The sequence below is a fragment of the Tsukamurella pulmonis genome (genome assembly GCF_900103175.1).
Classification (GTDB): Bacteria; Actinomycetota; Actinomycetes; order Mycobacteriales; family Mycobacteriaceae; genus Tsukamurella; species Tsukamurella pulmonis.
The window spans coordinates 3,803,067-3,828,394 of the sequence record NZ_FNLF01000002.1; the positions used below are offsets into that span (position 1 = coordinate 3,803,067).

27 protein-coding genes are annotated in these 25,328 nt (G+C 71.5%); 14 read left to right on the forward strand and 13 right to left on the reverse strand.

The features are described from left to right. Positions 1-23: 23 nt before the first annotated feature. A complete protein-coding gene (locus BLQ62_RS18610; RefSeq protein ID WP_068568045.1) occupies positions 24-851 on the forward strand; it encodes an endonuclease domain-containing protein in 828 nt (275 codons plus the stop codon). Between the two features lie 158 nt (positions 852-1,009). On the opposite strand, the gene BLQ62_RS18615 is transcribed toward BLQ62_RS18610, so the two are convergent. After that, positions 1,010-1,282 carry a hypothetical protein gene (locus BLQ62_RS18615; protein WP_068568043.1) on the reverse strand — a complete coding sequence of 91 codons (273 nt, stop codon included), beginning with the start codon at positions 1,280-1,282 and terminating at the stop codon, positions 1,010-1,012. 167 nt (positions 1,283-1,449) lie between these two features. Here BLQ62_RS18615 and BLQ62_RS18620 point away from each other — a divergent pair, with 167 nt between their 5' ends. Next, entirely contained in the window at positions 1,450-2,571 is a 1,122-nt protein-coding gene (locus BLQ62_RS18620) for an aminodeoxychorismate synthase component I (protein ID WP_231857706.1), read from the forward strand. Between the two features lie 35 nt (positions 2,572-2,606). Then, complete coding sequence (locus BLQ62_RS18625; RefSeq protein WP_068568041.1) at positions 2,607-3,104, forward strand: hypothetical protein; 498 nt, start codon at positions 2,607-2,609, stop codon at positions 3,102-3,104. Here BLQ62_RS18625 and rsmI read toward each other — a convergent pair. Then, complete coding sequence (gene rsmI / locus BLQ62_RS18630) at positions 3,077-3,919, reverse strand: 16S rRNA (cytidine(1402)-2'-O)-methyltransferase (protein WP_269451331.1); 843 nt, start codon at positions 3,917-3,919, stop codon at positions 3,077-3,079. The two genes, BLQ62_RS18625 and rsmI, sit on opposite strands and share 28 nt — an antisense overlap. Before the next feature lie 15 nt (positions 3,920-3,934). On the opposite strand from rsmI, the gene BLQ62_RS18635 reads away from it, so the two are divergent. After that, positions 3,935-5,533: a dolichyl-phosphate-mannose--protein mannosyltransferase gene (locus tag BLQ62_RS18635; protein WP_068568039.1), complete on the forward strand. Its 1,599-nt coding sequence runs from the start codon at positions 3,935-3,937 to the stop codon at positions 5,531-5,533. Between the two features lie 67 nt (positions 5,534-5,600). Here the strand turns inward: BLQ62_RS18635 and BLQ62_RS18640 are convergent, their stop codons facing one another. After that, a complete protein-coding gene (locus BLQ62_RS18640; protein WP_068528519.1) occupies positions 5,601-6,800 on the reverse strand; it encodes an MFS transporter in 1,200 nt (399 codons plus the stop codon). Positions 6,801-6,892: 92 nt separating this feature from the next. Here BLQ62_RS18640 and BLQ62_RS18645 point away from each other — a divergent pair, with 92 nt between their 5' ends. Genes BLQ62_RS18645 through BLQ62_RS18670 form a run of 6 tightly spaced genes read left to right on the forward strand, consistent with a single transcriptional unit; the run spans position 6,893 to position 14,613 of the window. Continuing rightward, the gene (locus tag BLQ62_RS18645) at positions 6,893-6,982 is read left to right on the forward strand and encodes a potassium-transporting ATPase subunit F (protein ID WP_082756801.1); all 90 of its coding nucleotides are present in this window, start codon (positions 6,893-6,895) and stop codon (positions 6,980-6,982) included. Beyond that, entirely contained in the window at positions 6,982-8,640 is a 1,659-nt protein-coding gene (kdpA, locus tag BLQ62_RS18650; protein WP_068528516.1) for a potassium-transporting ATPase subunit KdpA, read from the forward strand. Before BLQ62_RS18645 ends, kdpA begins: the two co-directional genes overlap by 1 nt. Continuing rightward, positions 8,637-10,784, forward strand: coding sequence for a potassium-transporting ATPase subunit KdpB (gene kdpB, locus BLQ62_RS18655; RefSeq protein WP_414929930.1), 2,148 nt, complete (start codon positions 8,637-8,639; stop codon positions 10,782-10,784). The genes kdpA and kdpB overlap by 4 nt, the downstream gene beginning before the upstream one ends. A gap of 12 nt (positions 10,785-10,796) precedes the next feature. Then, on the forward strand, positions 10,797-11,372 hold the full coding sequence (gene kdpC, locus BLQ62_RS18660; protein WP_068568037.1) for a potassium-transporting ATPase subunit KdpC: 576 nt from the start codon (positions 10,797-10,799) through the stop codon (positions 11,370-11,372). Positions 11,373-11,395: 23 nt separating this feature from the next. Then, entirely contained in the window at positions 11,396-13,942 is a 2,547-nt protein-coding gene (locus BLQ62_RS18665) for an ATP-binding protein (RefSeq protein WP_068528509.1), read from the forward strand. After that, the gene (locus tag BLQ62_RS18670; protein WP_068568035.1) at positions 13,939-14,613 is read left to right on the forward strand and encodes a response regulator; all 675 of its coding nucleotides are present in this window, start codon (positions 13,939-13,941) and stop codon (positions 14,611-14,613) included. Before BLQ62_RS18665 ends, BLQ62_RS18670 begins: the two co-directional genes overlap by 4 nt. 31 nt (positions 14,614-14,644) lie before the next feature. Here the strand turns inward: BLQ62_RS18670 and BLQ62_RS18675 are convergent, their stop codons facing one another. From BLQ62_RS18675 to BLQ62_RS18695, 5 genes are all read right to left on the reverse strand, one after another. Beyond that, positions 14,645-15,607: a sigma-70 family RNA polymerase sigma factor gene (locus tag BLQ62_RS18675; RefSeq protein WP_068568033.1), complete on the reverse strand. Its 963-nt coding sequence runs from the start codon at positions 15,605-15,607 to the stop codon at positions 14,645-14,647. A gap of 1 nt (position 15,608) precedes the next feature. After that, complete coding sequence (locus BLQ62_RS18680) at positions 15,609-16,028, reverse strand: VOC family protein (protein WP_068568031.1); 420 nt, start codon at positions 16,026-16,028, stop codon at positions 15,609-15,611. A gap of 114 nt (positions 16,029-16,142) precedes the next feature. Then, the gene (locus BLQ62_RS18685; RefSeq protein ID WP_068568029.1) at positions 16,143-17,417 is read right to left on the reverse strand and encodes an aspartate aminotransferase family protein; all 1,275 of its coding nucleotides are present in this window, start codon (positions 17,415-17,417) and stop codon (positions 16,143-16,145) included. Positions 17,418-17,421: 4 nt separating this feature from the next. Continuing rightward, positions 17,422-18,369 (reverse strand): phosphotransferase enzyme family protein, encoded by a 948-nt coding sequence (locus BLQ62_RS18690; RefSeq protein WP_068568027.1) that lies wholly within the window; start codon positions 18,367-18,369, stop codon positions 17,422-17,424. Then, the gene (locus BLQ62_RS18695; protein ID WP_068528492.1) at positions 18,366-18,797 is read right to left on the reverse strand and encodes an Lrp/AsnC family transcriptional regulator; all 432 of its coding nucleotides are present in this window, start codon (positions 18,795-18,797) and stop codon (positions 18,366-18,368) included. Before BLQ62_RS18695 ends, BLQ62_RS18690 begins: the two co-directional genes overlap by 4 nt. 81 nt (positions 18,798-18,878) lie before the next feature. On the opposite strand from BLQ62_RS18695, the gene BLQ62_RS18700 reads away from it, so the two are divergent. Genes BLQ62_RS18700 through BLQ62_RS18710 form a run of 3 tightly spaced genes read left to right on the forward strand, consistent with a single transcriptional unit; the run spans position 18,879 to position 20,652 of the window. Then, a complete protein-coding gene (locus BLQ62_RS18700; RefSeq protein WP_068530295.1) occupies positions 18,879-19,574 on the forward strand; it encodes an AzlC family ABC transporter permease in 696 nt (231 codons plus the stop codon). Then, the gene (locus BLQ62_RS18705; RefSeq protein ID WP_068568025.1) at positions 19,567-19,893 is read left to right on the forward strand and encodes a branched-chain amino acid transporter permease; all 327 of its coding nucleotides are present in this window, start codon (positions 19,567-19,569) and stop codon (positions 19,891-19,893) included. Before BLQ62_RS18700 ends, BLQ62_RS18705 begins: the two co-directional genes overlap by 8 nt. 15 nt (positions 19,894-19,908) lie before the next feature. After that, on the forward strand, positions 19,909-20,652 hold the full coding sequence (locus tag BLQ62_RS18710; RefSeq protein ID WP_068568023.1) for an alpha/beta fold hydrolase: 744 nt from the start codon (positions 19,909-19,911) through the stop codon (positions 20,650-20,652). A 131-nt stretch (positions 20,653-20,783) separates the two neighbouring features. Here the strand turns inward: BLQ62_RS18710 and BLQ62_RS18715 are convergent, their stop codons facing one another. The 5 genes from BLQ62_RS18715 to BLQ62_RS18735 form a co-directional block, all read right to left on the reverse strand. Continuing rightward, a complete protein-coding gene (locus BLQ62_RS18715) occupies positions 20,784-21,773 on the reverse strand; it encodes a hypothetical protein (RefSeq protein ID WP_068568020.1) in 990 nt (329 codons plus the stop codon). 126 nt (positions 21,774-21,899) lie between these two features. Next, entirely contained in the window at positions 21,900-22,901 is a 1,002-nt protein-coding gene (locus tag BLQ62_RS18720) for a hypothetical protein (protein ID WP_414929929.1), read from the reverse strand. A gap of 57 nt (positions 22,902-22,958) precedes the next feature. Then, a complete protein-coding gene (locus BLQ62_RS18725; protein ID WP_068568016.1) occupies positions 22,959-23,744 on the reverse strand; it encodes a lysophospholipid acyltransferase family protein in 786 nt (261 codons plus the stop codon). A gap of 58 nt (positions 23,745-23,802) precedes the next feature. Continuing rightward, positions 23,803-24,444: an NAD(P)-dependent oxidoreductase gene (locus BLQ62_RS18730; protein WP_068528473.1), complete on the reverse strand. Its 642-nt coding sequence runs from the start codon at positions 24,442-24,444 to the stop codon at positions 23,803-23,805. Continuing rightward, positions 24,441-24,872, reverse strand: a complete 432-nt coding sequence (locus BLQ62_RS18735; protein WP_068528471.1) for a DoxX family protein — start codon at positions 24,870-24,872, stop codon at positions 24,441-24,443. The genes BLQ62_RS18730 and BLQ62_RS18735 overlap by 4 nt, the downstream gene beginning before the upstream one ends. 99 nt (positions 24,873-24,971) lie before the next feature. Here BLQ62_RS18735 and BLQ62_RS18740 point away from each other — a divergent pair, with 99 nt between their 5' ends. Further along, positions 24,972-25,310 (forward strand): winged helix-turn-helix transcriptional regulator, encoded by a 339-nt coding sequence (locus BLQ62_RS18740; RefSeq protein ID WP_068528468.1) that lies wholly within the window; start codon positions 24,972-24,974, stop codon positions 25,308-25,310. The last annotated feature ends 18 nt before the right edge of the window (positions 25,311-25,328 follow it).

Here is a 25,328-nt window from a genome sequence, read left to right on the forward strand (position 1 = left end):
GTCGCGGGGCCCACGATGCGGGCATGGGGGAATACGGAGTCATCTCACGGGCGGAACTCGAGTCCGCAGGGCACACGCCGCGGGCGATCCGCGCCGCAGTGCACAGCGAACGGATGATGCGCCTGCGGCCCGGCTGGTTCGCCGAGCCCGGCGCCGATCCGGATGTCGTGCGGGCGGTGACCATCGGCGGCGGCGTCAGCTGCATGTCCGCGCTGGCACGCCACCGGGTGTGGGTGCCGGAATCCGCTCGCGGCCTGCACGTGCGGCTGCCGGAACGCGCCCGACGGCGCCACCACCCCAAGGGCGTCACGGTGTGCGGAGCCTCGATCGGCGGGCCCATCGCGCTGGTCGATAACGTGCCCACCGCCCTCCTCGCCGCCGCCGACTGTGTGCACGGCGGCGAGCTGACCGCGGTCTTCGACTCGGTACTCCATCGCAGGCTCCTGCAGCCGGGCGAACTGACCGGCTTGTTCAGGAGCGGCCCCCGACGAGTACATCGCGCGCTGCTGGCCGTGGACGGCGCAGCGGAATCCGGCACGGAGACCCGGGTGCGTCTGCACGTCAGGCGCGAGCGACTGGATCACCGCACACAGGTCTTCATCCCCGGTGTGGGACGCGTGGACCTGCTCGTGGGAAAGAGCCTGGTGATCGAATGCGACAGCGAGGAACATCACGGCGGCGAGGCGATCGAGACCGATCGCGAGCGCGACCTCACCCTGGCCACACTGGGGTTCGCGGTGCTGCGCGTGTCGTACGACCAGGTCTTCCACCAGTTCCCGAAGGTCGCCGCGGGTCTGGCGCGCAAGATCGCGGACGGCGACCACCTGCGGACCACCGACTACGTGCCCTGACGGCTACTGGAGATAAGCGCACAAACGTCGTCCCCAGCGGCGCTCGGATTCCACGAGCAGGGGAAACGCCGGGGTCGCGCCGCCGGGGACGACGTTTGTGCGGGGCGTTCGGATAGCTCGCGATCGCGTGGGGGATCGTCGCGGGGTCGCGGTGCTCGTCAGCCGGCGAGAACGGCGGACGGTACCGCGTCCAGCGCGATGACCGCGCCGGTCCCGTCGAGCTGGAAGCGGGCGATGTCGCGCCCGTAGCGCACGTAGACCACGTCGTAGTCCACGCCGATGACCTCGGTGTCGACGGTCGGCGCCTCGGTCGCGGTACCGGCGAACTCGCCCTCCGCGTAGAAGCGAACCTGGCTGCGCTCGCCGTGGGCGACGTGCACCCAGGCCAGGCGCCCACCGAGATCCGTGCCGCCGTCGATCACCGAGTTCATCGCTCCTCCTCGTGGTATGGGTGGCGGGCGGATCAGGTGAGTGGGAGAGATCCGCCGGCCACGCCCTACTCTTCCGTTCCGCGCGGCCCGGCACATCCGGCTAATTACCCATTTCTCCCCGAGATCCGTCCCACTTTCGTCGGATGCGGGCATGACAGGATGGCGCGGTGCATCCGGTCGACATGCTGCGGGCGCTGCGGGAGCGCGGCCACCGGCCCGCGGCTCTGCTGGGCGCGTGGGGCGGCTACCGGGCCGTCATCGCGCCGGCGCCACGCCTGACTCCCGGGACCGCCCCCGACGGCGCTCCGTGGCTCGGGATCGTCGGCTACCCGGACGCCACCGACGAAGCCCGGTTGCTGCCCCAGACGATCGGCGGCGATCCCGGTCCGCTGCTGCTCCAGCACGGCGACGGTCGCTGGACCTGCACCGATCTCGGTTTCGCGGTCCCCGACACCGCCCCCGCCGCACGGCCGTGGTCGGCCACCTGGACCCCGCCGGACCGCGCCGATCACCGCGCCGCGGTCCTCGCCTGCCAGGAGGCGATCCGGGCGGGCGACGTCTACCAGGTCAATGTGTGCACCCGGTTCGACGGCGCGCTCACCGGCGATCCGCTCGAGATGTTCGCCGACATCGCCGCCGCGACCCGGCCCGCGAAGGCCGCCTACCTCGAGGGCGACTGGGGCGCGGTCGCCTCCTTCTCCCCCGAGACATTCCTCACCGAGCGCGACGGCCTGCTCACCGAGCGCCCGATCAAAGGGACGCTGCCGCTGATCCGCCCGCCCGAGGAACTGCGGGCGAGCGTCAAGGACGTCGCCGAGAACGTGATGATCGTCGACCTGGTGCGCAACGACCTGAGCCGCGTCGCGCGCACCGGCTCCGTGCGGACCCCGGAACTGCTGCGGGTCGAGCCCGCGCCCGGCGTCTGGCACCTGGTCTCGACGGTGACCGCCCGGCAGCGACCCGGCACCACCCGCGCCGACCTCCTGGAGGCGACATTCCCGCCCGCCTCTGTCACCGGCACCCCGAAACTCTCCGCCCGCGGCCGGATCCGGCAGTGGGAGAAGCACACCCGCGGCACCTACTGCGGCGCGATCGGCATCGACCACCCGCTGACCGGGCTCGACCTCAACGTGGCGATCCGCACCGTCGAGGCGCGCGACGGCGCCCTGCGGCTCGGCGTGGGCGGCGGCATCACCATCGACTCCGAGCCCGACGCGGAGTGGCGCGAGTGCCTGGACAAGGCCGCGACGATCGTCGGGTACCGCCCCGGATCTCACCCGCGCGGGTGAGGACGGCGGGCGCCCTCCGGCGCGACGCTGGGGGCATGGTCGACTTCCGCGTTCCCGCCCTCCGCCGGTTCCTGCAGCTACTGGCCGTGGCCTTCGCCGCCGGTGTGGTGTTCGGCGGCTACCTCTTCACCCGGCGCGATCCGGAGGTCGCGGGCTTCGTCGGGTGGACCGCCGCCTGGCCGCAGCACGCGGTGGTGGCCGTGGTCGGCGCGGTGCTCGTCCTCGGGATCCGGGCCCGACGGTGGCCGCCCCGCACGCCCGCCCTCACCCCGGCGCGGCTGGCGCTCGCGGCGCCGCTGCTGGGCCTGCTCGTCTTCGCCGCGTTCCGGGCCGGGGTGCAGGTGCTCGCCGGGTTGGACCCGAACTTCACCGTGAACGCGTGGGGCGGCCCCACCTACCTCGGCGCGATGGCGTGCCACTACCTCGACCTCGCCGTGGGCGGCCTCCTCGTGGTGGGTGCGCTGCGGCTGATCCTGAGCCGCCCAGCGTCCGGGACGAGCGGGGTTCAGCGCGCGGCCAGCGCCGCCTCGTAGAGCTCGCGCTTGGAGGCGCCGGTCTCCGCGGCGACGGCGGCGCAGGCGTCCTTGAGCCGCTCCCCCGCGTCCACGAGGCGCAGGACCGCGGCGACATGGTCCTCGGGGTTCGCGGAGACGGCCGCGGCGCCCTCGACGACGACGGTGATCTCGCCGCGCACACCCTCGGCGGCCCACGCGGCGAGCTCACCCAGCGAACCGCGGCGGACCTCCTCGTAGGTCTTGGTGAGCTCGCGACACACCGCGGCGCGACGCTCGTTTCCGAGGACCTCCGCGGCATCGGCGAGGGTCTCGGCGAGGCGGTGCGGCGACTCGAAGAAGACCGCCGCGCGACGTTCCGTCACCAGCTCGGTGAGCCAGGACCGGCGGGCGCCGGACTTACGCGGGGCGAAACCGTCGAACAGGAACCGCTCGACGGGCAGCCCGGACAGGGCCAGGGCGGTGGTGACGGCCGACGGTCCGGGCAGGCAGGTGACCCGGTGCCCCGCCTCGACGACGGCTGCGACCAGGCGGTATCCGGGGTCGGAGACCGACGGCATCCCGGCGTCGGTGATGAGCAGAACGGTCTCGCCGGCATCGAGGGCGGCGAGCAGCTGCGGGATGCGGCCCTGCTCGTTGTGGTCGTAGAAGCTGAGGATCCTGCCCCGGGTCTCGACGTTCAGGGACGCGGCCAGCGACCGGGCCCGCCGGGTGTCCTCGGCGGCGATCACGTCGGCCTCCCCGAGCGCGGCGATCAACCGCGCGGTGGCGTCGCCCGGGTTGCCCATCGGCACCCCGGCGACGATCAGCACTGCGCTCGCGTCCTCGGCTCCCACGGCACACACCCTACGATGGGTCGGGTGACCGCCGTGGCATCCCCGCAAGCCGACGCCGAACGCGACGTCGTCAGTCCGGGCCCGACGCTGCCGCCTGCCGTGTTCGGCGCCACCGACCGCGCCTTCGGGTGGACCGTGACGCTGGTGCTGACGGCCGTCGCCGCAGCCACCCGGTTCTTCAACCTCGGCTACCCGAGCAACGCGGGATTCCTCGGCAGCACACCGGTGCAGACGCCCGTCTTCGACGAGAAGCACTACGCGCCGCAGGGCTGGCAGGTGCTCACGGGCGGCCAGTGGATCGAGGACAATCCCGGCTTCGGGCTGATCGTGCATCCGCCGGTGGGCAAGTGGATGATCGCGATCGGCGAGTGGATGTTCGGCTACACCCCGATGGGGTGGCGGTTCATGTCCGCGGTCTGCGGGACGCTGCTGGTGTTCCTGGTGATCCGCGCGGCACGACGGCTCTCGCGGTCCACGCTGATCGGCGGCCTGGCCGGCCTGTTCCTCATCTGCGACGGCCTGACGATGGTCTCCTCGCGCGTCGCTCTGCTGGACATCTTCCTCGTCTTCTTCGGCTTCGCCGCGTTCTCGATGATCCTGGTGGACCGCGATCAGATGCGCGAGCGCCTGCACCGCGCCGCGATCGAGGGCCGCATCACCGACACGCTCTACGGGCCGCGGCTGGGCTTTCGCTGGTGGCGCTTCTCCGCCGCGATCATGGTGGGCCTCGCGTGCGGCGTGAAGTGGTCGGGCCTCTACTTCCTCATCGGCATCCTGGTGCTCTCGCTCGGCTTCGACGTGGCGAACCGCCGGCAGTACGGCGTGATCCGCCCGTGGCGCGGGGTGCTGCTGCGCGACCTGGTCCCGTCGGGCATGTCGCTGGCGGTGCTGCCCGTGCTCGTCTACCTCGGCACCTTCTGGGCCTGGTTCTCCTCCGAGACCGCGGTCTTCCGGTACGCGGTGGGCAACCAGGTCGGCGAGGGCGGGCCGTTCGGCTGGGTGCCCGACGCACTGCGCTCCCTCTTCTACTACGAGACCACGATCCTGGACTTCCACGACGGGCTGACCAACTCGGCCGGCAACCATCACCCGTGGGAGTCGAAGCCGTGGACCTGGCCCATGGGCCTGCGGCCGATGCTCTACCACTACACGGCCGACCAGTCGGGCGGCATGTGCGGCGACGGTCCGTGCGTGCGCGCGGAGATGGCCGTCGGCACGCCGGCGCTGACGTGGATCGCGGTCCCCGTGCTGCTGTGGGCCTTGTGGAAGATGTTCGTCAAGCGGGACTGGGCGTACACCGCGCCCGTGACGATGTACTTCGCGACCTACCTGCCGTGGTTCGTCAACCTCGACCGGCAGATGTACTACTTCTACGCGCTGACGCTGATGCCCTTCCTGTGCATCATGATCGCGCTGATCTGCCGCGAAGTGCTGGGCCTGGACGGCCGCGCCCGGTACTTCGGGTTCGAGAGACTCCAACTGGGCCGGTGGCTCGTGGTCATCTACACGACCCTCGTGGTGCTGAACTTCGCCTGGCTGTGGCCGATCCTCACCGCCACCCCCATCCCGATGTGGTGGTGGCGCCTGGAGCTCTGGCTGCCCAGCTGGCAGTAGCCCGCTCGGCACCGAGTACCCCCGCGAAACGCCGGCTCCTGGCGGGGCGGTGCAGACGGAGCGGTGCTCAGACCGTCGCGGGGACGCGGGTCTCGCGGGCCATCATCCAGGCGATCGCGGCGACGACGCAGAGGGCGCCGGTAACGGCGAAGGCCCAGAAGAAGCCGAGGTACTGGGCGATCGCGCCGGCGAGCAGCGGGCCGGTGATGGTGCCTGCGTCCTGCGCCATCTGATACGCCGAGAGCGCGCCGCCGCTGCGCCCCTTGCCCTGCACGACGTCGGCGAGGGTGGCCTGCAGCGTCGGCGCGACGAGGCCGGTGCCGATGCCCGCGACGACGGTCACGAGGAAGGCGATCAGCACCGAATCGGTGAGCCCCAGCGCGACGGTCCCCACCGCGATGACCAACAATCCCGTGACGATGAACGGGCGGCGTCCGTAGCGGTCGGAGGCGCGGCCCGCGGGGAACATGGCGAGCACGTCGCCGGCCGCGTAGGCGGCCAGGGCGTAGCCGGCGATCGCGGCGGGCTGGTCGAGCACCGCGGCGAAGAACAGCGGCAGCAGCGAAACCCGCATCGAGTACACCCAGCCGAAGACGACGGCCGTGAACAGGGCGGCCCGGTAGGCGGAATCGGCGAGGGCCTCGCGCACCGTCGTGCCCGGCTCACCGGACTCCTCCACCCGGCCCGCGAGGGAACTGCCGCGCAGCGCGATCCCGACCACGAGGGTGGCGATCACCAGGGCCGCCGAGTAGACGATGAACGGCACCTTGAGACCGAAGCCGACGAGCGCGCCGCCCAGCAGCGGCCCGCAGATGCCGCCGAGCACGAAGCTCGACGAGTACACGCCGCTCACGCGGCCGCGGATGTCGGGCGGCGCGATGCGGATCATCAGCCCCATGGCCGAAACGGTGAACATGACCGAACCCACGCCGCCGAGCCCGCGGAGCACGATGAGCTGCCAGTAGGTCTGCGCGAACGCCACCGCCAATGTCGACGCGGCCACGATCAGCAGACCCGCCATGTAGATCCACCGCTCGCCGAACGCCTTCACCAAGGGGCCGGTCGCCGGCGCGAAGGCGAGCCGCATGATCGCGAAGGCGCTCACCACCGCGGAGGCCGCGGTGACACCCACGTTGAAGGTCAGGGCGAAGGCCGGAAGGGCGGGCGCGACCACGCCGTAACCGAGGGCGATCACGAAGCTGGCGGCCACGAGTACCCAGACCTCGGCGGGTACCCGCGCGGGCGTCGAGGGAGCAGCTGAGGTCACCGAATCATCATCCGCTAAGAACGCGTCAAGACCCGCATCGGGGGCGTTAAGGCGCCGTGAAAACGGGCGTTTCCGGTGGTCTGGTGGAGCCCATGGACATCTCCAACGCGCTGGCCCTGGCCGCGACGATCGCCACCCTGGCGTACCTGCTGTACGCCCTGCTGCGCCCGGAGCGCTTCTGATGAGCGGCACCGCATCCGGCCTGCTGACGATCGGCACCCTGGTCGCGGCACTGGCGATCGCCTACCGCCCGCTCGGCGACTACCTGGCGCACGTCGTCACGACGCCCAAGCACTGGCGCGTCGAGCGCCTGGTCTACCGCGTCGTGGGCGCGGACCCCGAGGCCGAGCAGGGCTACCGCGTCTACGCGGTTGCCGCGCTCGCGTTCAGCGCCGTCAGCATCGTCGCGCTCACGATCCTGCTGCTCGTCCAGGGGTGGCTGCCGGGCACCTCACCGAAGCAGTGGCGCCTCGACGAGGCGCTCAACACCGCGATCTCCTTCGTCACCAACACCAACTGGCAGTGGTACTCCGGCGAGAGCGCCATGAACCTCATCGCGCAGGCGATCGGCCTCGCGGTGCAGAACTTCGTCTCCGCGGCCGTCGGCATCGCGGTGGCGGTCGCGCTGATCCGCGGCTTCGTCCGCTCCCGCACCGACCGGCTGGGCAACTTCTGGGTGGACCTGACCCGCATCACCCTGCGCGTGCTGCTGCCGATCGCCGTCATCGGCGCCGTCATCCTCATGGCGCAGGGCGTGGTGCAGACGCTGTGGCAGCGCCACGAGATCGTCGGTCTCGACGGGCAGAAGCAGATTCTCACCGGCGGGCTCGTCGCGAGCCAGGAAGTGATCAAGCTGCTCGGCACCAACGGCGGCGGCTACTTCAACGCCAACTCCGCCCACGCCTTCGAGAACCCGACGGCCGCGACCAACCTGTTCGAGATCTTCCTCATCCTGCTCATCCCCGTCGCGATGCCGCGGATGCTGGGCAACCTCGTCGGCAACCACCGGCAGGGCTACGCGATCCTCGGCTCGATGACGGTGATCTTCGCCGTCTCCACCGCGATCTCCATCGGCGCGCAGCTGGGCAACCAGGGCGCGGCCGGGCGCGCCGCGGGCGCCGCGCTCGAGGGGCAGGAGGTGCGCTTCGGCAACTGGAGCACCGCCCTGTTCGCCACCTCGACGACCAGCACGTCGACGGGGGCCGTCAACGCCTCGCACGACAGCCTGACCCCCGGCTCGGGCGGCGCCGCGCTGGTGAACATGCTGCTCGGCGAGATCAGCCCCGGCGGTGTGGGTTCCGGCCTCTACGGCATGCTCGTCATCGCCGTCCTGACGGTGTTCCTCTGCGGGCTCATGGTGGGCCGCACGCCGGAGTACCTGGGCAAGAAGATCGGTCGCCCCGAGATCACCCTCGCCGCGCTCTACATCCTGGTCATGCCCGCGCTGGTGCTGGTCGGGACCGCCGCCACCGTGGTGCAGGAGCAGGGCACGGCCGCGATGACCAACGACGGGGCGCACGGCCTGTCCGAGGTGCTCTACGCCTACGCCTCCGCGTCCAACAACAACGGCAGCGCGTTCGCCGGCCTCGCCGTCGACACCCCGTGGTTCAACTACACGCTGGGCGCGGCGATGCTGCTGGGCCGCTTCGCGCCGATGGTCGCGATCCTCGTCCTGGCCGGGACGCTCGCGAAGCAGCACCCCGTGCCCGCGACCGCGGGCACCATCCCCACTCACCGCCCGCTGTTCGTGGGCCTCACCGTGGGCGTCGTGGTCCTGGTGGCCGGATTGACCTTCGTCCCCGCCCTCGCGCTCGCACCGATCTCGGAGGTCACCCAGTGACGAACACACTGACCGACACCCCCACCCCGTCGGACCCCAAGGCCGTCACCCCGGCACCGAAGAAGCGTTCGGCCTTCTCGCTCGCCGAGCTGCGCGCGGCGCTGCCCCGCGCCGCCGCGAAGCTGGCCCCGCGCACGCAGATCCGGCAGCCCGTCGTCTTCGTGGTGTGGATCGCCTCGGTGTACACCACCGCACTGGCGATCGTGCAGCCCTCCGTGTTCGCCTGGTCCGTGGCCCTCTTCCTCTGGGCGACGGTGCTTTTCGCCAACCTCGCGGAGGCGGTCGCGGAGGGACGCGGACGCGCCCAGGCCGAGTCGCTGCGCAAGGCGAAGACGGAGACCATCGCCCGCGTGCGCACCGCTTCCGGCGAGACGCAGGTCGCCGGTTCGGAACTGAAGGTCGGTGACCTGGTGATCGTCGATGCCGGCGAGGTCATCCCCGGCGACGGCGACGTGATCGAGGGCATGGCCACCGTCGACGAGTCCGCGATCACCGGCGAATCCGCGCCCGTGGTCAGGGAATCCGGCGGTGACCGGTGCGCCGTCACCGGCGGCACCCGCGTGCTGAGCGACCGCATCGTGGTCGAGATCAAGACCGAGCCGGGCAAGAGCTTCATCGACCGGATGATCGGCCTCGTGGAGGGCGCGAACCGGCAGAAGACGCCGAACGAGATCGCACTGAACATCCTGCTCACGGTGCTCACCATCATCTTCCTGCTGGCCGTCGCGACGCTGCAGCCGATGGCGATCTACTCGGGCGGCGCGGTCGACGTGGTGGTGCTCGTGGCGCTGCTCGTGTGCCTGATCCCCACCACGATCGGCGCCCTGCTCTCCGCGATCGGCATCGCCGGCATGGACCGGCTGGTGCAGCGCAACGTGATCGCCAAGTCCGGTCGCGCCGTGGAGGCCGCGGGCGACGTCTCGACGCTGCTGCTCGACAAGACCGGCACCATCACCTACGGCAACCGCCGCGCCACGTCCTTCCACCCCGTCGAGGGGGTCGACGAGCACACCTTCGCCGGGCGCGCTCTGCTCGCCTCCCTCGCCGACGAGACGCCCGAGGGGCGGTCCATCGTCGACCTGGCGACCGAGCACGGTCATACCGCGGCGAGCCGCGAATCCGATGCCGGCCCGACGGCGCTCGGTTCGTTCGTGCCGTTCACCGCGCAGACGCGCATGTCCGGCGTGGACCTGCCCGACGGCACCCGCATCCGCAAGGGCGCCTCGGCGGCCGTGCTCGCGTGGGCCGCGGCCGAGCACCACGGCGATACCGGCGCCGAATCCCTCGGCGAGGCGGTCAGCGAGGCGCTGGGCGCCGTCGACGTGCGGCTCGCGGTGGACGAGATCTCCGCCTCCGGCGGCACGCCGCTCGTGGTCGCGTACGCCGAACCCGGTGCCGCACCGACGCTGCAGGGTGTCGTGCACCTCAAGGACGTGGTCAAGGCCGGTATGCGGGAGCGCTTCGCGCAGCTGCGCGAGATGGGCATCCGCACCGTCATGATCACCGGCGACAACCCGCTGACGGCCAAGGCCATCGCCGAGGAGGCCGGCGTCGACGACTACCTCGCCGAGGCCACCCCCGAGGACAAGCTGGCGCTGATCAAGCAGCAGCAGGAGGGCGGGCGCCTGGTCGCGATGACCGGCGACGGCACCAACGACGCGCCCGCGCTCGCGCAGGCCGACGTGGGCGTCGCGATGAACACGGGCACCTCCGCCGCGAAGGAGGCCGGGAACATGATCGACCTGGACTCCGACCCGACGAAGCTCATCGACATCGTGGAGATCGGCAAGCAGCTGCTCATCACCCGCGGCGCGCTGACCACCTTCTCCATCGCCAACGACATCGCGAAGTACTTCGCGATCATCCCCGCGATGTTCGTACCCCTGGCCCCGGGCCTCGACGTGCTCAACGTGATGCGGCTGCACAGCCCGCAGTCGGCGATCCTCTCGGCGGTGATCTTCAACGCGCTCATCATCGTCGCGCTGATCCCGCTGGCGATGCGCGGCGTCAAGTACACCGCCAAGTCGGCCGACAAGCTGCTGGCGCGCAACCTCACCATCTACGGCCTCGGCGGCATCGTCGTCCCCTTCCTCGGGATCAAGCTGATCGACCTCGTCGTACAGCTGATCCCCGGGCTCTCCTGAAAGGCACGTCCCATGCTCAGTTCCACACCGCGCCAGCTGCTCGCCGGCCTGCGCATGCTGCTCGTGATGACCGTCGTCGTCGGCGGCGTTTTCCCCCTGGTGATCTGGGGCGTCGGGCAGGTCGCGTTCAGCGCGCAGGCGAACGGCTCGCAGATCGAGCAGGGCGGGAGGGTCGTCGGGTCCGAGCTCCTCGCGCAGCGCTTCGACGGTGCGCAGTGGTTCCACCCGCGCCCGTCCGCGGGCGAGTACGACACCCTCGCCTCCGGCGGCAGCAATCTCGGCCCGAACAGCGAGGAACTCGTCGCGCTGGTGGCCGAGCGGCGCGCGAAGGTCGCCGCGGAGGACGGCGTGGACCCGGCCGCGGTCCCCGCCGACGCGGTCACGGCGAGCTTCTCCGGTCTCGACCCGCACATCTCCCCCGCGTACGCGCGGCAACAGGTCGAGCGCGTCGCGCGGGCCCGCGGGCTGGCGCCGGAGCGGGTGCGCGCGCTGGTCGGCGCGCACACCGAGGGCCGGCAACTCGGCTACCTGGGCGAGGAGCGGGTTAACGTGGTGAAGCTGAACGTCGCGCTCACCGAGGCGAAGTAACTCGGGCCTTCAGGAGGAGACACATGCCGAAGGGGCTTCTTCGCGTCTACCTGGGCGCCGCACCCGGCGTGGGCAAGACCTACGCCATGCTCACCGAGGGCGCGCGGCGCGCCTCCCGCGGGACGTCGGTCGTGGTCGGCTACGTGGAGACGCACGGCCGCCCGCAGACCGAGGCGCAGGTACAGGGCCTGCAGGTGATCCCCCGCCGCCGCGCCGAGTACCGCGGCGCCGTGCTCGAGGAGATGGACGTCGACGCGGTGATCGCCGCGCACCCGACGGTGGCGCTGGTCGACGAGCTCGCCCACACCAACGCGCCGGACTCGCGCAACGAGAAGCGCTGGCAGGACATCGCCGAGCTGCTCGACGCCGGGATCACGGTGATCACCACGGTCAACATCCAGCACCTGGAGTCCCTCGGCGACGTCGTCGAGTCGATCACCGGCGTCCGGCAGCGCGAGACGATCCCCGACACCGTGGTGCGGCGCGCCGAGCAGGTGCAGCTCGTGGACATGACGCCGGAGGCGCTGCGCCGGCGCATGGCGCACGGCAACATCTACGCCCCCGACAAGGTCGACGCCGCGCTCTCGCACTTCTTCCGGATCGGGAACCTCACGGCGCTGCGGGAACTCGCGCTGCTCTGGCTCGCCGACCGGGTCGACGAGAAACTCGAGCAGTACCGCTCCGAGCAGGGCATCTCGGCGGCCTGGCCGACGCGCGACCGCACCGTCGTGGCCCTGACCGGCGGGCCCGAGGGCGGCACGCTGCTGCGCCGCGGCGCCCGGATCGCGGCGAAGGGCGCGGGCGGCGAACTGCGCGCGGTGTACGTCGCGCGCAGCGACGGCCTCTCCGGTGCCTCGCCCGCCTCGCTGGCGCAGCTGCGCCAGCTCACGGAATCGCTGGGCGGCACCTTCCAGATCGTCACCGGCGACGACGTGGCCGCCGCGATCCTGCAGTACGCCACCTCCGTCAACGCCTCCCGGATCGTGCTCGGCAAGTCCCGGCACCGCGCGCTGTCCACCGTGGTGCGCCGCCCCGTCTCGGACGCCGTCGTCGAGGGGTCCGGCGACATCGACGTGCAGGTGGTCACGCACGAGCGGGCCGCCGGATCGCGTCGGCGACGGGGCCTGCCCCGCGTGGACGGCACCGACTCGGCGCTGCTGGGGCAGCGGCGCACCATCGCGGGCTGGGTGCTCGCCGTGGCGGGGCCGGTCCTGCTCACGGCCGCGTTGGCGCACACCCGGCAGTGGCACTCGATGCCGACGGAGCTGATGCTCTACCTGGTTCTCACCGTGGTCGTGGCGCTGGTGGGAGGTTTGCGCCCGGCGGTCCCCGCCGCGCTGCTGGGCTCGGTGCTGCTGAACTACTACTTCACCCCGCCGATGTTCACGTTCACCATCGCCTCGGGCGAGAACGCCTTCGCGGTGGCGATGTTCGTGTTGACGGCCATCGCCGTGAGCGCCGTGGTCTCGATCGCGGCGCGGCAGACGGCGCGGGCGGCCCGCGCCCGCGCGGAGGCGGATGTGCTCTCGTCGCTCGCGGACACGCTCCTCACGGCGGAGGACGAGCTGCCGGCGCTGCTGGAGCAGGCCGTCGCCACCTTCGGCCTGCGCGGCGCATCGCTGCTGCGCCGGGACACCCCCGATGACCCGTGGTCCGTGGTGGCGGGCCGGGGCGAGTCGCCGCTCACGCCCGAGGACGGCACCGATACCGCGCCGGTGGGCGACAACGTGGCCCTCGTCGTCAACGGCGACCGCCTCAGCGCCTCCGAGCACGGCCTGCTCGTCGCCTTCGCGGCGCACGCGGCGGCCCGGCTGGACCGGGAGGCGCTCAGTGCCGAGGCGAAACAGGCCCGGGCCCTCGCCGAGGGCAACCGCGCGCGCACCGCGCTGCTCAGCGCCGTCTCGCACGACCTGCGGACCCCGCTCGCGGGCATCAAGGCGGCCGTCTCCTCGCTGCGCAGCGACGACGTCGAGTGGTCCGACGAGGACGAGGCCGAGCTGCTCGCGACCATCGAGGAGAGCGCCGACCGGCTCGACTCGCTCGTCGGGAACCTGCTGGACATGTCGCGGCTGCAGTCCGATTCGCTGACCCTACTGACCCGCGAGGTGGGGATCGAGGAGGTGCTGCCGGCGATCTGGACCGCGCTGCCCGACGCCGATCTCGCCTTCGACTTCGCCGAGGACGCGCCGACCGCGCTCGCCGACCCCGGCCTGCTGGAGCGGGTGCTGGCGAACCTCGTCGAGAACGCGGTGCGGCACTCGCGCGGCGGGCCCGTCACCGTCGGCGTCTCCGGCGTGCACACGCCCGACGGGGACCGCCTGCAGGTGCACGTGCGCGATCACGGGCTCGGTGTGCCGCAGGAGCAGCGCGAGGCGATGTTCAAGCCCTTCCAGCGGATGGGCGACGCGCCCGCCGGGAACGGCGTGGGGCTGGGGCTGGCGGTGGCCCGCGGCCTGACCGAGGCGATGGGCGGCACGCTCACCGCGGAGGACACCCCGGGCGGCGGCCTGACGATGATCGTGGACCTGCCCGCGGCGCACCCGGTGTCCAGTGGTGAGGTGGTCTCGTGACGTTCGTTCTGGTGGTCGACGATGAGCCCGCGATCCTGCGGACCCTGCGGATCAACCTCAAGGCCCGCGGGTACGAGGTGGAGACGGCGGCCGACGGGCGCTCCGCGCTGCAGATCGCGCGCGAGCGCACCCCCGACGTGGTGGTCCTCGACCTCGGACTGCCCGATCTCGACGGCACCGCGGTGCTGGCGAAGCTGCGCCAGTTCTGCACCTCGCCGGTGATCGTGCTCTCCGCGCGGCACGGCAGCGACGACAAGGTCGAATCGCTGGACATCGGCGCGGACGACTACGTGACCAAGCCGTTCGCGATGGACGAGTTCCTCGCCCGGGTCCGGGCGCAGGTGCGGCGGACGGGCCTCGTCGACGCCCCGGCGCCTGCGAAGACCGAGGCGTTCGAGGTGAACTTCGAGGCGCGGACCGTCACCCGCGACGGCACGACGGTGCGCCTGACCCCCACCGAGTGGAAGATCGTGGACGTGCTGGTCCGCAACGCCGACCGCCTCGTCTCCCAGCAGACGCTGCTGCACGAGGTGTGGGGCCCGTCGTACTCGCGCGAGACCAACTACCTGCGCGTCTACATGGCGCAGCTGCGCCGCAAACTCGAGCCGGACCCGTCGAACCCGCGCTACTTCGTCACCGAGCCGGGGATGGGCTACCGCTTCATCCCGTAGCGCCCGCGCCGTCCTCCGCCCGCGGGCGGGCTCAGTGCAGCTCGGCCGGCAGGCCCGCGAGCGCGAACAACTCCGCCGGGTCGAGGAAGGCGCAGACGTGGGTGAGAGCGCCGTCGGTGAAGGTCAGCACGTCCAGCTGGAACGGCGACCAGACATCGCCGCCGGTGGTGTCGCGCAGGTACATCGCGGCGGCGGGCAGGCCGTTGCAGACCGTCGGGATCATCCGCAGGTCCCCGGCGACCTGCGCGGGGCACTGGGTCCGGGACAACTCGCCGATGGCCTGCGCCCCGCGGTACCAGCCCGGGATCGGCGGCATCTCCCAGGTGGCGTCGGCGGCGAGGATGCGCACCACCCCGTCGATGTCGTGCCGCTCGAAGGCGGCGCAGAACTCGCCCCACACCTGCTTCTCGTGCTCGGACAGCTCGGCGGCCTTCCGGCCGTCGCGGGCGGCACCGTCGCCGATGGAGGCCCGCGCCCGCTGCAGGGCGCTGTTCGCCGACGCGACGGAGGTCTCGAGCGCGGCGGCGGTCTCGGCGGCCGAGAACTGCAGCACGTCCCGGAGGATCAGGGCTGCCCGCTGCTTCGGCGGGAGGAGTTGCAGCGCCGCGACCATCGCCAGCCCGATGCCCTCCCGCGCGACCGCGGCCTCCCCCGGGTCGCCGAGCGCGCGATCCGGGAGGGGCTGCAGCCACAGCACCTCGGCCGACGGTGCGACCGGCTCCAGCGGGTTCGACGGCTCGCCGCCGAGCCCGACGGGCAGCACCCGCCGGGCCGTGGCCGCGGTGAGGCAGACGTTGGTGGCGATGGAGTACATCCACGTCCGCACCGACGACCGGCCCTCGAAGCGGTGGAAGGCCTTCCACGCCCGCAGGTACGTCTCCTGCACGAGATCCTCCGCGTCGGACGCGGAGCCCGACATGCGGTAGCAGTGCGCGAGCAACTCCCTGCGCAGCGGGGCGGTGATCTCGTCGAAACCGGCGTCGGCGACGGTCATGTCAGCCCTGCGCGCCCTCGGGCCCGCCGGCGGCCGCCGCCGGATCCATCCACATGATCTCCCAGCAGTGGCCGTCCGGGTCGTCGAAGGAGCGGCCGTACATGAACCCGTGGTCCTCGGAGCGGCCCTCCTTGCCGCCGGCGGCGACAGCCCGGTTCACGATCTCGTCGACCTCCTCGCGGCTCTCGGCGCTGAGCGCGATGAGGGTCTCCTTGACGCCGGGGGCGGCGGTGGTGGCCTCGTGGAAGGTGCCGAAGAAGTCGGTCGTGAGCAGCATCGCGGCGATGTTCTCGCCCAGTTCCACCGCGATGGCGTTCTCGTCGCTGAACTGCTCGTTGATGGTGTAGCCCACGGCGGTGAAGAAGTCGCGCGAACGCTGGACATCGGCGATGGGCAGGTTCACGAAGATCATCTTGTGCATGGCGTCGCTCCTTGGTCCGCGGCATCCGTCTCTCGAATACCGTCACATGGTGAGACGGCCCGCGTCGCCGGAACTCATCGGTTCCGCCGGAACTTTTTTCCGGCCACCTCGGAGCTACCCCCGCAGCGCCCCGTCGAGGATCTCCAGGCCCTTGTCGATCTCGGCGTCCGTGGCGGTGAGCGGCGGCGCGATCCGGAAGATCGACCCCATGCCCGGCAGCTGCACCACGTTCATGTGCAGGCCACGCTCGTAGCACCGCTGCGTGACCAGCCCGCCCAGCTCGTTCGCGGGCTCCTTGCTCTCCCGGTCGGTCACCAGCTCGATGCCCTGCATGAGGCCGCGCCCGCGCACGTCGCCGATCGCCTCGTGGCGGGTGGCCAGCTCGTCGAGCCCCGCACGCAGCCGCGCGCCGCGCGCGGCGACCCCGTCGGCGACACCGTCGGCGAGGACGTCGAGCACCGTCGTCGCGACGGCGGCCACCATCGGATCGCTGACGTGGGTGGTGAAGAACAGGAAGCCGCGCTCGTGGCAGACCCGCTCGATCTCCGCGGACGTCACGACCGCGGCGATGGGCAGGCCGGCCCCGAGCGTCTTGCTCAGGGTGAGGATGTCGGGGACGATGCCGTCGCGCTCGAAGGCGTACGCCTCGCCGGTGCGCCACAGCCCGGTCTGCGCCTCGTCGACGATGAGCAGCATCCCGCGCTCCTCGCACTTGCGCTTGAGTGCTGCGAGATACCCGACGGGCACGTCGATGATGCCGCCGGAGCTGAGGATCGGCTCCACGAGGCAGGCGGCGAGGGAGCCCGTGGACTGGGCGTCGATGAGCTCGAAGCCGAAGTCCAGCTCGGACTCCCAGTCGTACTTCCCATCCGGGGAGACGAACTGCGAGCGGTAGGCGTTCGGCGTGGGCAGCGCGAAGTTGCCGGGTGCGGTGGGGCCGTAGCCCTTGTGGCCGGACGAGTAGGTGGCCGCGGCGGCGCCGGCGGTCATGCCGTGCCAGGACTTCGAGAAGCTGACGATCTCGTGCTTGCCGGTGTACAGCTTCGCCATCCGCAGCGCGGCCTCGTTGGACTCGGCGCCCGTGGTCAGCTGCAGCACGTGGCTCAGCGGCTCCGGCAGCGTGGCCGCGAGCCGCTCCGCGAGGGTGACCACCTGCGGCGAGAGCATCCCGGAGAAGAGGTGGTCGAGCGTCGCGATCTCCCGCTGCACCGTCTCGACGATCGCCGGATGACTGTGTCCCAGAATGGCGCTCATCTGCCCGGACGTGAAATCGAGCCAGCGGCGCTCCCCCGAATACACGTACGTGCCCGCGGCGCGGTCGATGGGCAGGGGCGCGAAGGTGCCGCCGTAGCGCACGACGTGCGCGGCGACGGATTCGGAGAAGCTCACGCCCTCACAGTAGCCGCCCGGCGAGGTACGCCCCGGCCACGTCGACGGTGCCGTCGGCGAATCCCGGATCCGCCTCCAGCACATGGCCGTGCGTGCCGAGCCAGCCGAGCAATTGCAATCGCCGCAGCAGCACGAAGTCCGGGAGGAACGCGGCATGCGCGTCGGGCAGGGGCCGGCGGCGCCGGTACGCCTCCGCCCACGCCCGCGCCCACTGCGGCAGTCGCGGGTCCGTCTCCACGAAGGACGCGGCGGCCGCGAACTCGAACAGGTGCCAGCCGAATCCGCTGTCGTCGAAGTCGATCACGGTGAAGCCGGCACCCGCGTCTGCCCCGGCGGCGATCAGGTTCGCGGCCCGCAGGTCGCCGTGGATGAGGCCGAACCGGTCCGCGGTGCGGCCGAACTCGTGCACCCGCTGCGTCGCCTGCGCGGCGGCCGGTTCGATCGCCCGACGGTGCGCCTCGGTCACGGCGAGACCGTCGCGCCAGGAGCCCCAGCGCGGCCGGGCGCCGACGATCTCGTCGACTCCCCAGTCGAACCGGGTGAATCCGTCGGGCCGGCGCCAGCTCTCGGCGTGCTCGTGGAAGGTGCCCGCGATGTCGCCGAGCGCCGCGAAGTGCGCGGCGTCGAGCGCCTCGTCGGGGACGGGGCCGCCGGGCAGCTCCGCGAACAGCACAGCGCGGCGTCCCGTCGGCGCGTCGACGAGGACGCCGGTGAGCGGCTCGACCACGGGCACCGCGGTGTCCCGGCGCAGCGCCGCGATCCACGCCAGCTCGGAGTCGATCGCCGCGTCGGCGACGTAGCCGGGGCGGTGCAGGCGCAACACCGCGGGCCGCGGGCCGCCGCGGACCCGGAAGGTGGCGTTCTCGCTCTCGACCAGGGGTTCCGGCGCCGCCCCCGGCCAGTGCGCCGCGAGGATCCGGGCGGCGACGGCCGCATCGCCCTCCGGCGTCACTTGACCACCTTCATCGTCATGCGCGAGTCCACGCGGACGATCGCGGGATCACCCATGAGGTTGGTGGTGAGCCACTTCTCGAAGGCCTCGGTATCGGCCACGCGCACCCGGATCAGGTAATCGGGCAGGCCGAACATGCGGCGCACCTCGATCACCTCGTCCATCGCGGCGACGCGGGCCTCGAAGGCCTCCACCGACGCCCGGTCGTTGGCCGTGAGATCGGCGTTGATGAGCACCTCGAAGCCCTTGCCGAGCGCCGCGGGGTCGAGGACGGCGGTGTAGCCGGTGATCACGCCGTCGGCCTCCAGTCGGCGCACGCGACGCAGGCACGGCGCCGGTGTCAGTCCGACGCGGTGCGCGAGTTCCTGGTTGGTCAGGCGCCCGTCCTTGACCAACTCGTCCAGAATTGCCCTATCCAACGCATCCACCGCACTATTATTGCGCACAGGCCGCCCATCGAGCCAATATTGGCAACCCTATTGCGCGGACTTCGAAATAGGATTGTGGGCGTGAAGGTTCCCTCCCGCATCGCCGTCGTCTGGTTCGGATTGTTCGTCCTCGGACTCGGTTTCGGCGTCGTCGTCATCAGCCACGGTCTCCCCTGGTGGATGGCGATCATCACCTCGGCGTTCGTGCTGGCCGGTTCCGTCGAGTTCCTGCTCATCGGGATGCTCACCGCGGCAACGCCGCTCGCGGCCATCGCCGCGACGACCTTCCTGGTGAACTCGCGCCACCTGTTCTACGGCCTCACCTTTCCGCTGCACGCGGTGCAGGGCCGGCTCGCGAAGACCTACAGCGTGTTCGCCCTGGTCGACGAGGCCTACGTGCTGGTGACCACGGCACCGTCGGGGACGATGACGGGACGGCGGATCCTGATGACCCAGGCCGGATTACACGCCTCGTGGGTGTCCGGCTCGCTGTGCGGCGCGCTCGTCGGGGGCGCCTTCCTCGGCGACGTCCCCGGGATCGACTTCGTGTTGACCGCCCTGTTCGTGGTGCTCGTGATGGACGCCTACAGCGCCGATCGAGACCGCCTCACCGCCGCCCTGGCGGCGGGCGCCGCGGCGGTGGGTGTGATCGTCTCGCCGAGCGCGATGCTGCTGGTCGCCATGACGACCTTCGCCGGGCTGCTGGTGGTGCGGCACTACGCGGGCCGCCGCCGCGACCCCGCCCCGATCCCGGAGACGGAGACCGTCGATGCCTGAGACCTCGTACCTGCTCGCCGGCGTGGCCGTCACCGCCGCGGTCACCTTCGGCCTGCGCGTGGCGCCGTTCGGCCTGGCGAGCGTCCTGCGCGGCTCGCCCCTGCTCGCCGACTTCGGGCGCTGGATGCCCGCCGGGGCCGCGATCGTGCTGGCGGTGTACTGCGTGGCCTCCGTCGATTACGCCGCTCCCGCCCACGGCGTTCCGCAGTTGGCGGGCGTCGCCGCCACGGTGCTCGCGCACCTGTGGCGCCGCAACGCCGTGCTCAGCATCATCGCGGGCACCGCCGTGTGCGTCGCGCTCAGCTCCGCACTGGGCTAGTGGCACCATGAGCTGATGCGCGAGGAGACCATCACCGCCGGCGGGGTGCGCCTGCGGGTGCAGCACCGCCGCGTTCCGCAGCCGTCGGGCCCGCCGGTGCTGCTCATCCACGGCATGGCCGCCGATCACCGGACCTGGCGGCGCACCGTCCGGGCGCTGGCCGCCGCCGGGCGCGACACCGTGACCTACGACCAGCGCGGGCACGGGCGCAGCGACCACAGCCCCGAGTACCTCCTCGACGAACTCGCCGAGGACGCCGAACAGGTGGCGCGGCATGCGGGCCTGGACCGGTTCGACGTCGTCGGGCATTCCCTGGGCGGCCAGGCCGCGCTACGCCTCGCGTGGCGCCTGCCCGACGGTGTCCGTCGCCTCGTCCTGGAGGAGATGCCGCCGGTCGCGCAGGATTCCGCGCAGGTCGAGGAGACGATGGACCTGCCGCTCACGCCCCGGCGGGTGTGGCTGGGGATCAAGCAGCTGGTGCAGACGCCGGGCGCGCTCTCGCGGTTCGACGGCACGATGATGGACTCCGTCTCGCCCCAGTTCCAGCCCGACCCGGCATGGTGGGAGCGGCTGGCGAGCACCCCGCAGGAGACGTTGGTGATCTCCGGCGGCCCGCGCGACTTCCTGCGGCCCGAGTACCTGAGGCTGGTCGCGGACGCCCTACCCCACGGCGAGTACGCCGAGCTGCGCGGCGGACACACCGTTCACCGCGAGGCGTCGGCCGAGTTCGCGCGCGCCGTGCTGGGCTTCCTCCCCTAGCCGGCGCGGGTGCCGGGGTGCGACTCCCCTTCCGCCGACGGGCACGATCTCCGACCTTCGAGAACCCGGCCGGCAGAACGACGAAGCCCGCCCCACCGGCGGCGGGACGGGCTTCGCGCTGCCACGAGGTACTACGGGGTGAGCGGAGCCACCTCGCCGCCCGAGAGGCGACGCCAGGTGTACACGATGACCAGCAGCGCGATCGGCAGCGTGATGATGGCGCAGATGCCCATGATCAGCGACGTGAGGATCCACACCAGCAGCGAGTTGCCCACGTTGTTCTTCGCGGTCTCGAAGCTGGCACGCAGCGCATCTCCGAGGCCGAGGCCGCGGTCGACGGTGGCCACGAGGGTGAACATCAGCAGCCACGCGGCCACCAGGCCGGGGAGGATGCAGAGGAACGTGCCGACGGTCACGGCGAGGGTGACCACCAGCGCGGCGAGCAGCGCGGAGCCCGTGTTGCGCGGCTTGAAGAACGAGCCGAGCGTGACCTGCTTGCCGTCGGCCAGATCGATCAGGCCCGAGAGCAGCGCCGTGTGGATCAGGTACTGCACGATGCCGACGAGGAGACCGAAGAGCAGGGAGACGCCCAGGGTCGCGGCGAACGAGACGTCGCCTTCGTACTGCTGCGTGTCCGCGTTGTAGGTGAGGTCGCCGGAGGCGAGCACCCCGCCGAGGAGCAGGCCGTAGGCGAGGCCGATCACGACGTAGAGGATCACGCCGTAGATGAGGCCCGCGACCAGCACCGATCCGACGTTCTTGCTGAACTTGTTCCACGCCCACGAGAACGCGTCGCCGATGTTGAACGGCGCCGGTCCGCCGAACTGCGGTGCGCCGTAGCCGCCGCCGGGAGGCGGCGGGAAACCACCCTGCGGCGGGGGCGGGAAGCCCTGGCCGTAGCCGCCCTGCGGCGGCGGGAAACCACCGGCGGGCGGGGGCGGGTAGCCACCCTGCCCGTACCCCGGCTGCTGCGGCGGCTGCTGCGGGTAACCGCCCTGCCCGTATCCCGGCTGCGGCGACTGCTGCGGGTAGCCGCCCTGCTGGTACCCGCCGTGCTGCGGATCCTGCTGGGGCGGAATGCCGCCCGGGTAGTCCCCGGGATTGATGGGCGGCTGCGTCATTCTTCTCCTCCAGTGGTGTGACGATTCACTGCCGGAAACCTATCAACTGGGCAGCCGCGCCACCAGATTCCCCACCGACGAGAACGGCCCGCCCCACATGATGTGAGGCGGGCCGTCGGTTCGGACCTACGGTGTCGGCGGGACGACCGTGCCGCCCGAGATCAGGCGGTACGCGTTCACCAGGAGCAGACCCGCGACCGGCGCCGCGACCAACAGGCCCACGCCGCACAGGATTCCGCCCGCGATCATCATCAGCCCGGCGATCACGTACGCCAGGATCAGGTTGCCCGGGTCCTTCTGCACCAAGCCGAAAGCGCCCTTGAAGCCGTCGATCGCGGACACGCCACGGTCGACGACGCCGAGCAGCGCGAAGACGGCGATGAAACTGACGACGATCCCCAGGATGCCGCCGACGTAGGGGATGAAGCTCAGGAGCGCGATCACGGCGGCGGTGATCACCGCCACCACCGCGACCTGACCCACGTTGCGGGGCTTGAAGAACGAGCCGAAGCCCACCGGCTTGCCGTCGGCGATGTCGAGCAGCCCGGAGAAGTAGGCGGCGTACGCGATGTAGCCGACGATCCCCAGGACGAGCGTGAACAAGGCACCGCCGACAGTGCCCGTGGAGACGTACACCGAGTAGCTGCCGTCGTCGTCCGATGTGCCGAACAGCGCTCCGTAGACGAGGAACAGCACGGTGGAGATCACGCCCAGCAGAAGCGCGAGGGCGAGCAGGGAGAAGATCAGGCTCGCCGCGTTCTTCGTGTACTTGTTCCAGGCCCACGAGACGGCGTCGCCGAGGTTGAACCGCTGCGGTACGCCGTACTGCGGAATGCCGTAGCCGGCCGGACCCTGCGGGTACTCACCGGGCGGTGGGAAGCCCTGCCCGGGCTGCGGCTGGTAGCCCTGGCCGGGCTGCGGCTGGTAGCCCGGGCCGGGCTGCGGGGGCGGGAAACCACCGGGAGGCGGAGGCGGGTAGCCGCCCTGCCCGTACCCGGGCTGCTGCGGCTGCTCCGGGTGGCCGCCCTGCTGGTATCCGCCCTGCTGCGGATCCTGGGGGTTCTGCGGATAGCCGCCCTGGTCGTCGCCAGGGTAGTTCGGCGGCTGCGTCATGGTCTCCTCCATCACTCATGAACGATCCCGGCAAACCTACCAACCGCAGGTGATGTGCACCACAGGAGTCACTCAGGCTTCGTCGGAGCGGCGCTTGGCCGCCTGTTTCGCCTCGCGTTTGGCCTTCCGGAGGGCGAATTCCTCCTGCTCGAGCCGCAGCGCCTCGTCGGGCGGTGGAGCGCCGCCGCCGAGCCGGGCCGGAACCCAATCCTCTCCCGCGGGAGCGGGGAAACCGCGCTGCGCGCTCTTGAGGGCCTCCCCCATCGCGGTCCGCAGGCGGGCGGTCAGGGCCGCGGGGTCGTCACCGTCGGGCCGGATCGCCGGACCCGCCTGCACGACGACGGGGAAGCGGTGGCGGCCGGCGCGCCGCTGCGTGCCCTTGGACCAGATGCGCTGCGTCCCCCACACGATGAGCGGAACGATGGGCACGTCCGCCTCGATGGACATCCGCGCGGCTCCGGACTTGAACTCCTTCAGCTCGAAGCTGCGGCTGATGGTGGCCTCGGGGTAGACGATCACGGCCTCGCCTGCCTCGAGCGCGGTCACCGCCTCGTGATAGCTCTCGGCGCCGTGCTCGCGGTCGACGCCGATGGCGCCGCAGTGCTTGATGAGGAAGGCCATGACGCGGATCTTCTTGAGTTCGGCCTTGAGCATGTAGCGGGGCCAGCGCCCCGCGCGGCGGGCGGCGAGGCCCGCCTCGAGGAAGTCGACGTAGCTGGTGTGGTTCACCGCGAGCAGGACGCCGCCCTCGGCCGGGATGTTCTCCAGCCCGCGGTAGTCCACGCGCACGCCCTGCGCGCCGAGGATTCCCTTCGCCAGGACCTGGACCACTTCGTAGACGGGTTCGCGCCGCGCCATCACACCCCCTGTGCTCGATTCGTGAGCCGAGGATACGACGACGCGGCGCGGGCCGGGATCAGTACGCGACCGAGAACCGCTCCCGCTCGTGCGCAGGGGTGAGGATCTCGTCGACGAACGCGGTGGCGTAGTCGGCGCCGGAGATCTCCGAGTTCCCGTCGGCGTCGGTGAGCAGCAGATCGCCGCTCGTGCGGAAGGTGCCGCGCTTCTCGCCGGGGTTGAAGGAGCCGTAGCTCGCGGCGGGGCTCAGGTAGAACCAGTCGACGTCCTCGACGGTGCGCAGGTAGTCCAGCGCGCGGTCGTGCTCCTGGGCGATGGGCTTGACCGCGTCGGGGAACGAGGGGGTGTCGACCAGCTTGGGGCCGCCCTCGGCGACCAGGAGGCTACCGGCGCCGCCGACGACGCCGAGGCGGGCGCCGGTGGCACGGGCCGCGGCGACCAGCGCCTCGACGGCGGTGCGCAGCTCGGTGCCCTCGCCCGACGGTGCCGCGGTCGGCAGGGCGGAGACGATGACGGCAGCGCCCTCGACGGCGCGGGCGACGAAGGCCGCGTCGGTCACGTCGCCGGCCTCGGCGGTCGCGCCGGCGGGAACCTTCGCGACGTCGCGGGCGACGCCCACGACCTCGATGCCGCGGTTCAGCGCCTCCGTGGTGATGTGGCCGCCCGAGTAGCCGGACGCGCCGAAGACGGTGATCCTCACTTGGCCGCCTCCGCCCGCTTCTTGAGCACCAGCGCGTCGACGCCGAGCGAGGTCTGCGGGACCGCGGCCACGGCGAGCAGGCCGGCGATCAGCACCAGCGGCAGCTCGATGCCGCCGTCCATGGCGAAGAAGCCCTTGTCGAGGTGCACGGTGAAGATGGCGCCGAGCATGTCGATGATCAGCACGATCGCAACGAGCGGCACGGCGAAGCCGACGATGAGCAGCGCGCCGCCGAGCAGCTCGGCGAGGCCGGCGAACCAGGCGGACAGGGTCGGAGCCGGGACGCCCATCCCCTCGAAGCCGGTGGCGGTGGCGCTCAGGCCGTTGGTGACGACCTTCTGCCAGCCGTGGGCGAAGAAGACCACGCCGAGGATGACCCGCGCGAGCGTGAGAAGGGTGAACTGGGTGGTGACCAGTCTCTTGACCATGAGAACTCCTAAGATGGTTGAAGCTTCAAGCTTTGGCGGTTACCATAGAAGCACAGACGATTCGTAAGCGCAATACTTCCGTACGTGTAAGGTTTCGACATGGCCGATTTCGACGTCTTCGCGAAGGACTGCCCCTCGCGCGATGTCTTCGCACACGTCACCGGGCGCTGGGGCGCCCTCGTGCTCGGGCGATTGAACACAGAGCCGCAGCGCTTCGGAGAGATCCGGCGCCAGGTGGAGGGCATCAGCGACCGCATGCTCACCCAGACGCTGCGCACCCTCGTCGACGACGGGCTGGTCGCCCGCTACTCCGCAGGCACCAATCCCCCGCACACCGAGTACCGGCTCACCCCCACGGGCGTCGGCATCGCCGAGGCGGTCCTGCGCCTGGCCGACGCGGTGCAGGCCGCGATGCCAACGGTCGCCGCCGGCGCCTGACGACGCCGGCGGGGCAGC

Coding starts and splice junctions, on each gene's coding strand:
- BLQ62_RS18680 (WP_068568031.1), bottom strand. CDS start 16,028: ATGCACAAGATGATCTTCGTGAACCTGCCCATCGCCGATGTCCAGCGT.
- BLQ62_RS18725 (WP_068568016.1), bottom strand. CDS start 23,744: ATGGCGCGGCGCGAACCCGTCTACGAAGTGGTCCAGGTCCTGGCGAAG.
- BLQ62_RS18710 (WP_068568023.1), top strand. CDS start 19,909: ATGCGCGAGGAGACCATCACCGCCGGCGGGGTGCGCCTGCGGGTGCAG.
- BLQ62_RS18705 (WP_068568025.1), top strand. CDS start 19,567: ATGCCTGAGACCTCGTACCTGCTCGCCGGCGTGGCCGTCACCGCCGCG.
- BLQ62_RS18735 (WP_068528471.1), bottom strand. CDS start 24,872: ATGGTCAAGAGACTGGTCACCACCCAGTTCACCCTTCTCACGCTCGCG.
- BLQ62_RS18715 (WP_068568020.1), bottom strand. CDS start 21,773: ATGACGCAGCCGCCCATCAATCCCGGGGACTACCCGGGCGGCATTCCG.
- BLQ62_RS18675 (WP_068568033.1), bottom strand. CDS start 15,607: ATGACCGTCGCCGACGCCGGTTTCGACGAGATCACCGCCCCGCTGCGC.
- BLQ62_RS18665 (WP_068528509.1), top strand. CDS start 11,396: ATGCCGAAGGGGCTTCTTCGCGTCTACCTGGGCGCCGCACCCGGCGTG.
- BLQ62_RS18625 (WP_068568041.1), top strand. CDS start 2,607: ATGGTCGACTTCCGCGTTCCCGCCCTCCGCCGGTTCCTGCAGCTACTG.
- BLQ62_RS18615 (WP_068568043.1), bottom strand. CDS start 1,282: ATGAACTCGGTGATCGACGGCGGCACGGATCTCGGTGGGCGCCTGGCC.
- BLQ62_RS18635 (WP_068568039.1), top strand. CDS start 3,935: ATGGGTCGGGTGACCGCCGTGGCATCCCCGCAAGCCGACGCCGAACGC.
- BLQ62_RS18645 (WP_082756801.1), top strand. CDS start 6,893: ATGGACATCTCCAACGCGCTGGCCCTGGCCGCGACGATCGCCACCCTG.
- kdpC (WP_068568037.1), top strand. CDS start 10,797: ATGCTCAGTTCCACACCGCGCCAGCTGCTCGCCGGCCTGCGCATGCTG.
- BLQ62_RS18740 (WP_068528468.1), top strand. CDS start 24,972: ATGGCCGATTTCGACGTCTTCGCGAAGGACTGCCCCTCGCGCGATGTC.
- kdpA (WP_068528516.1), top strand. CDS start 6,982: ATGAGCGGCACCGCATCCGGCCTGCTGACGATCGGCACCCTGGTCGCG.
- BLQ62_RS18610 (WP_068568045.1), top strand. CDS start 24: ATGGGGGAATACGGAGTCATCTCACGGGCGGAACTCGAGTCCGCAGGG.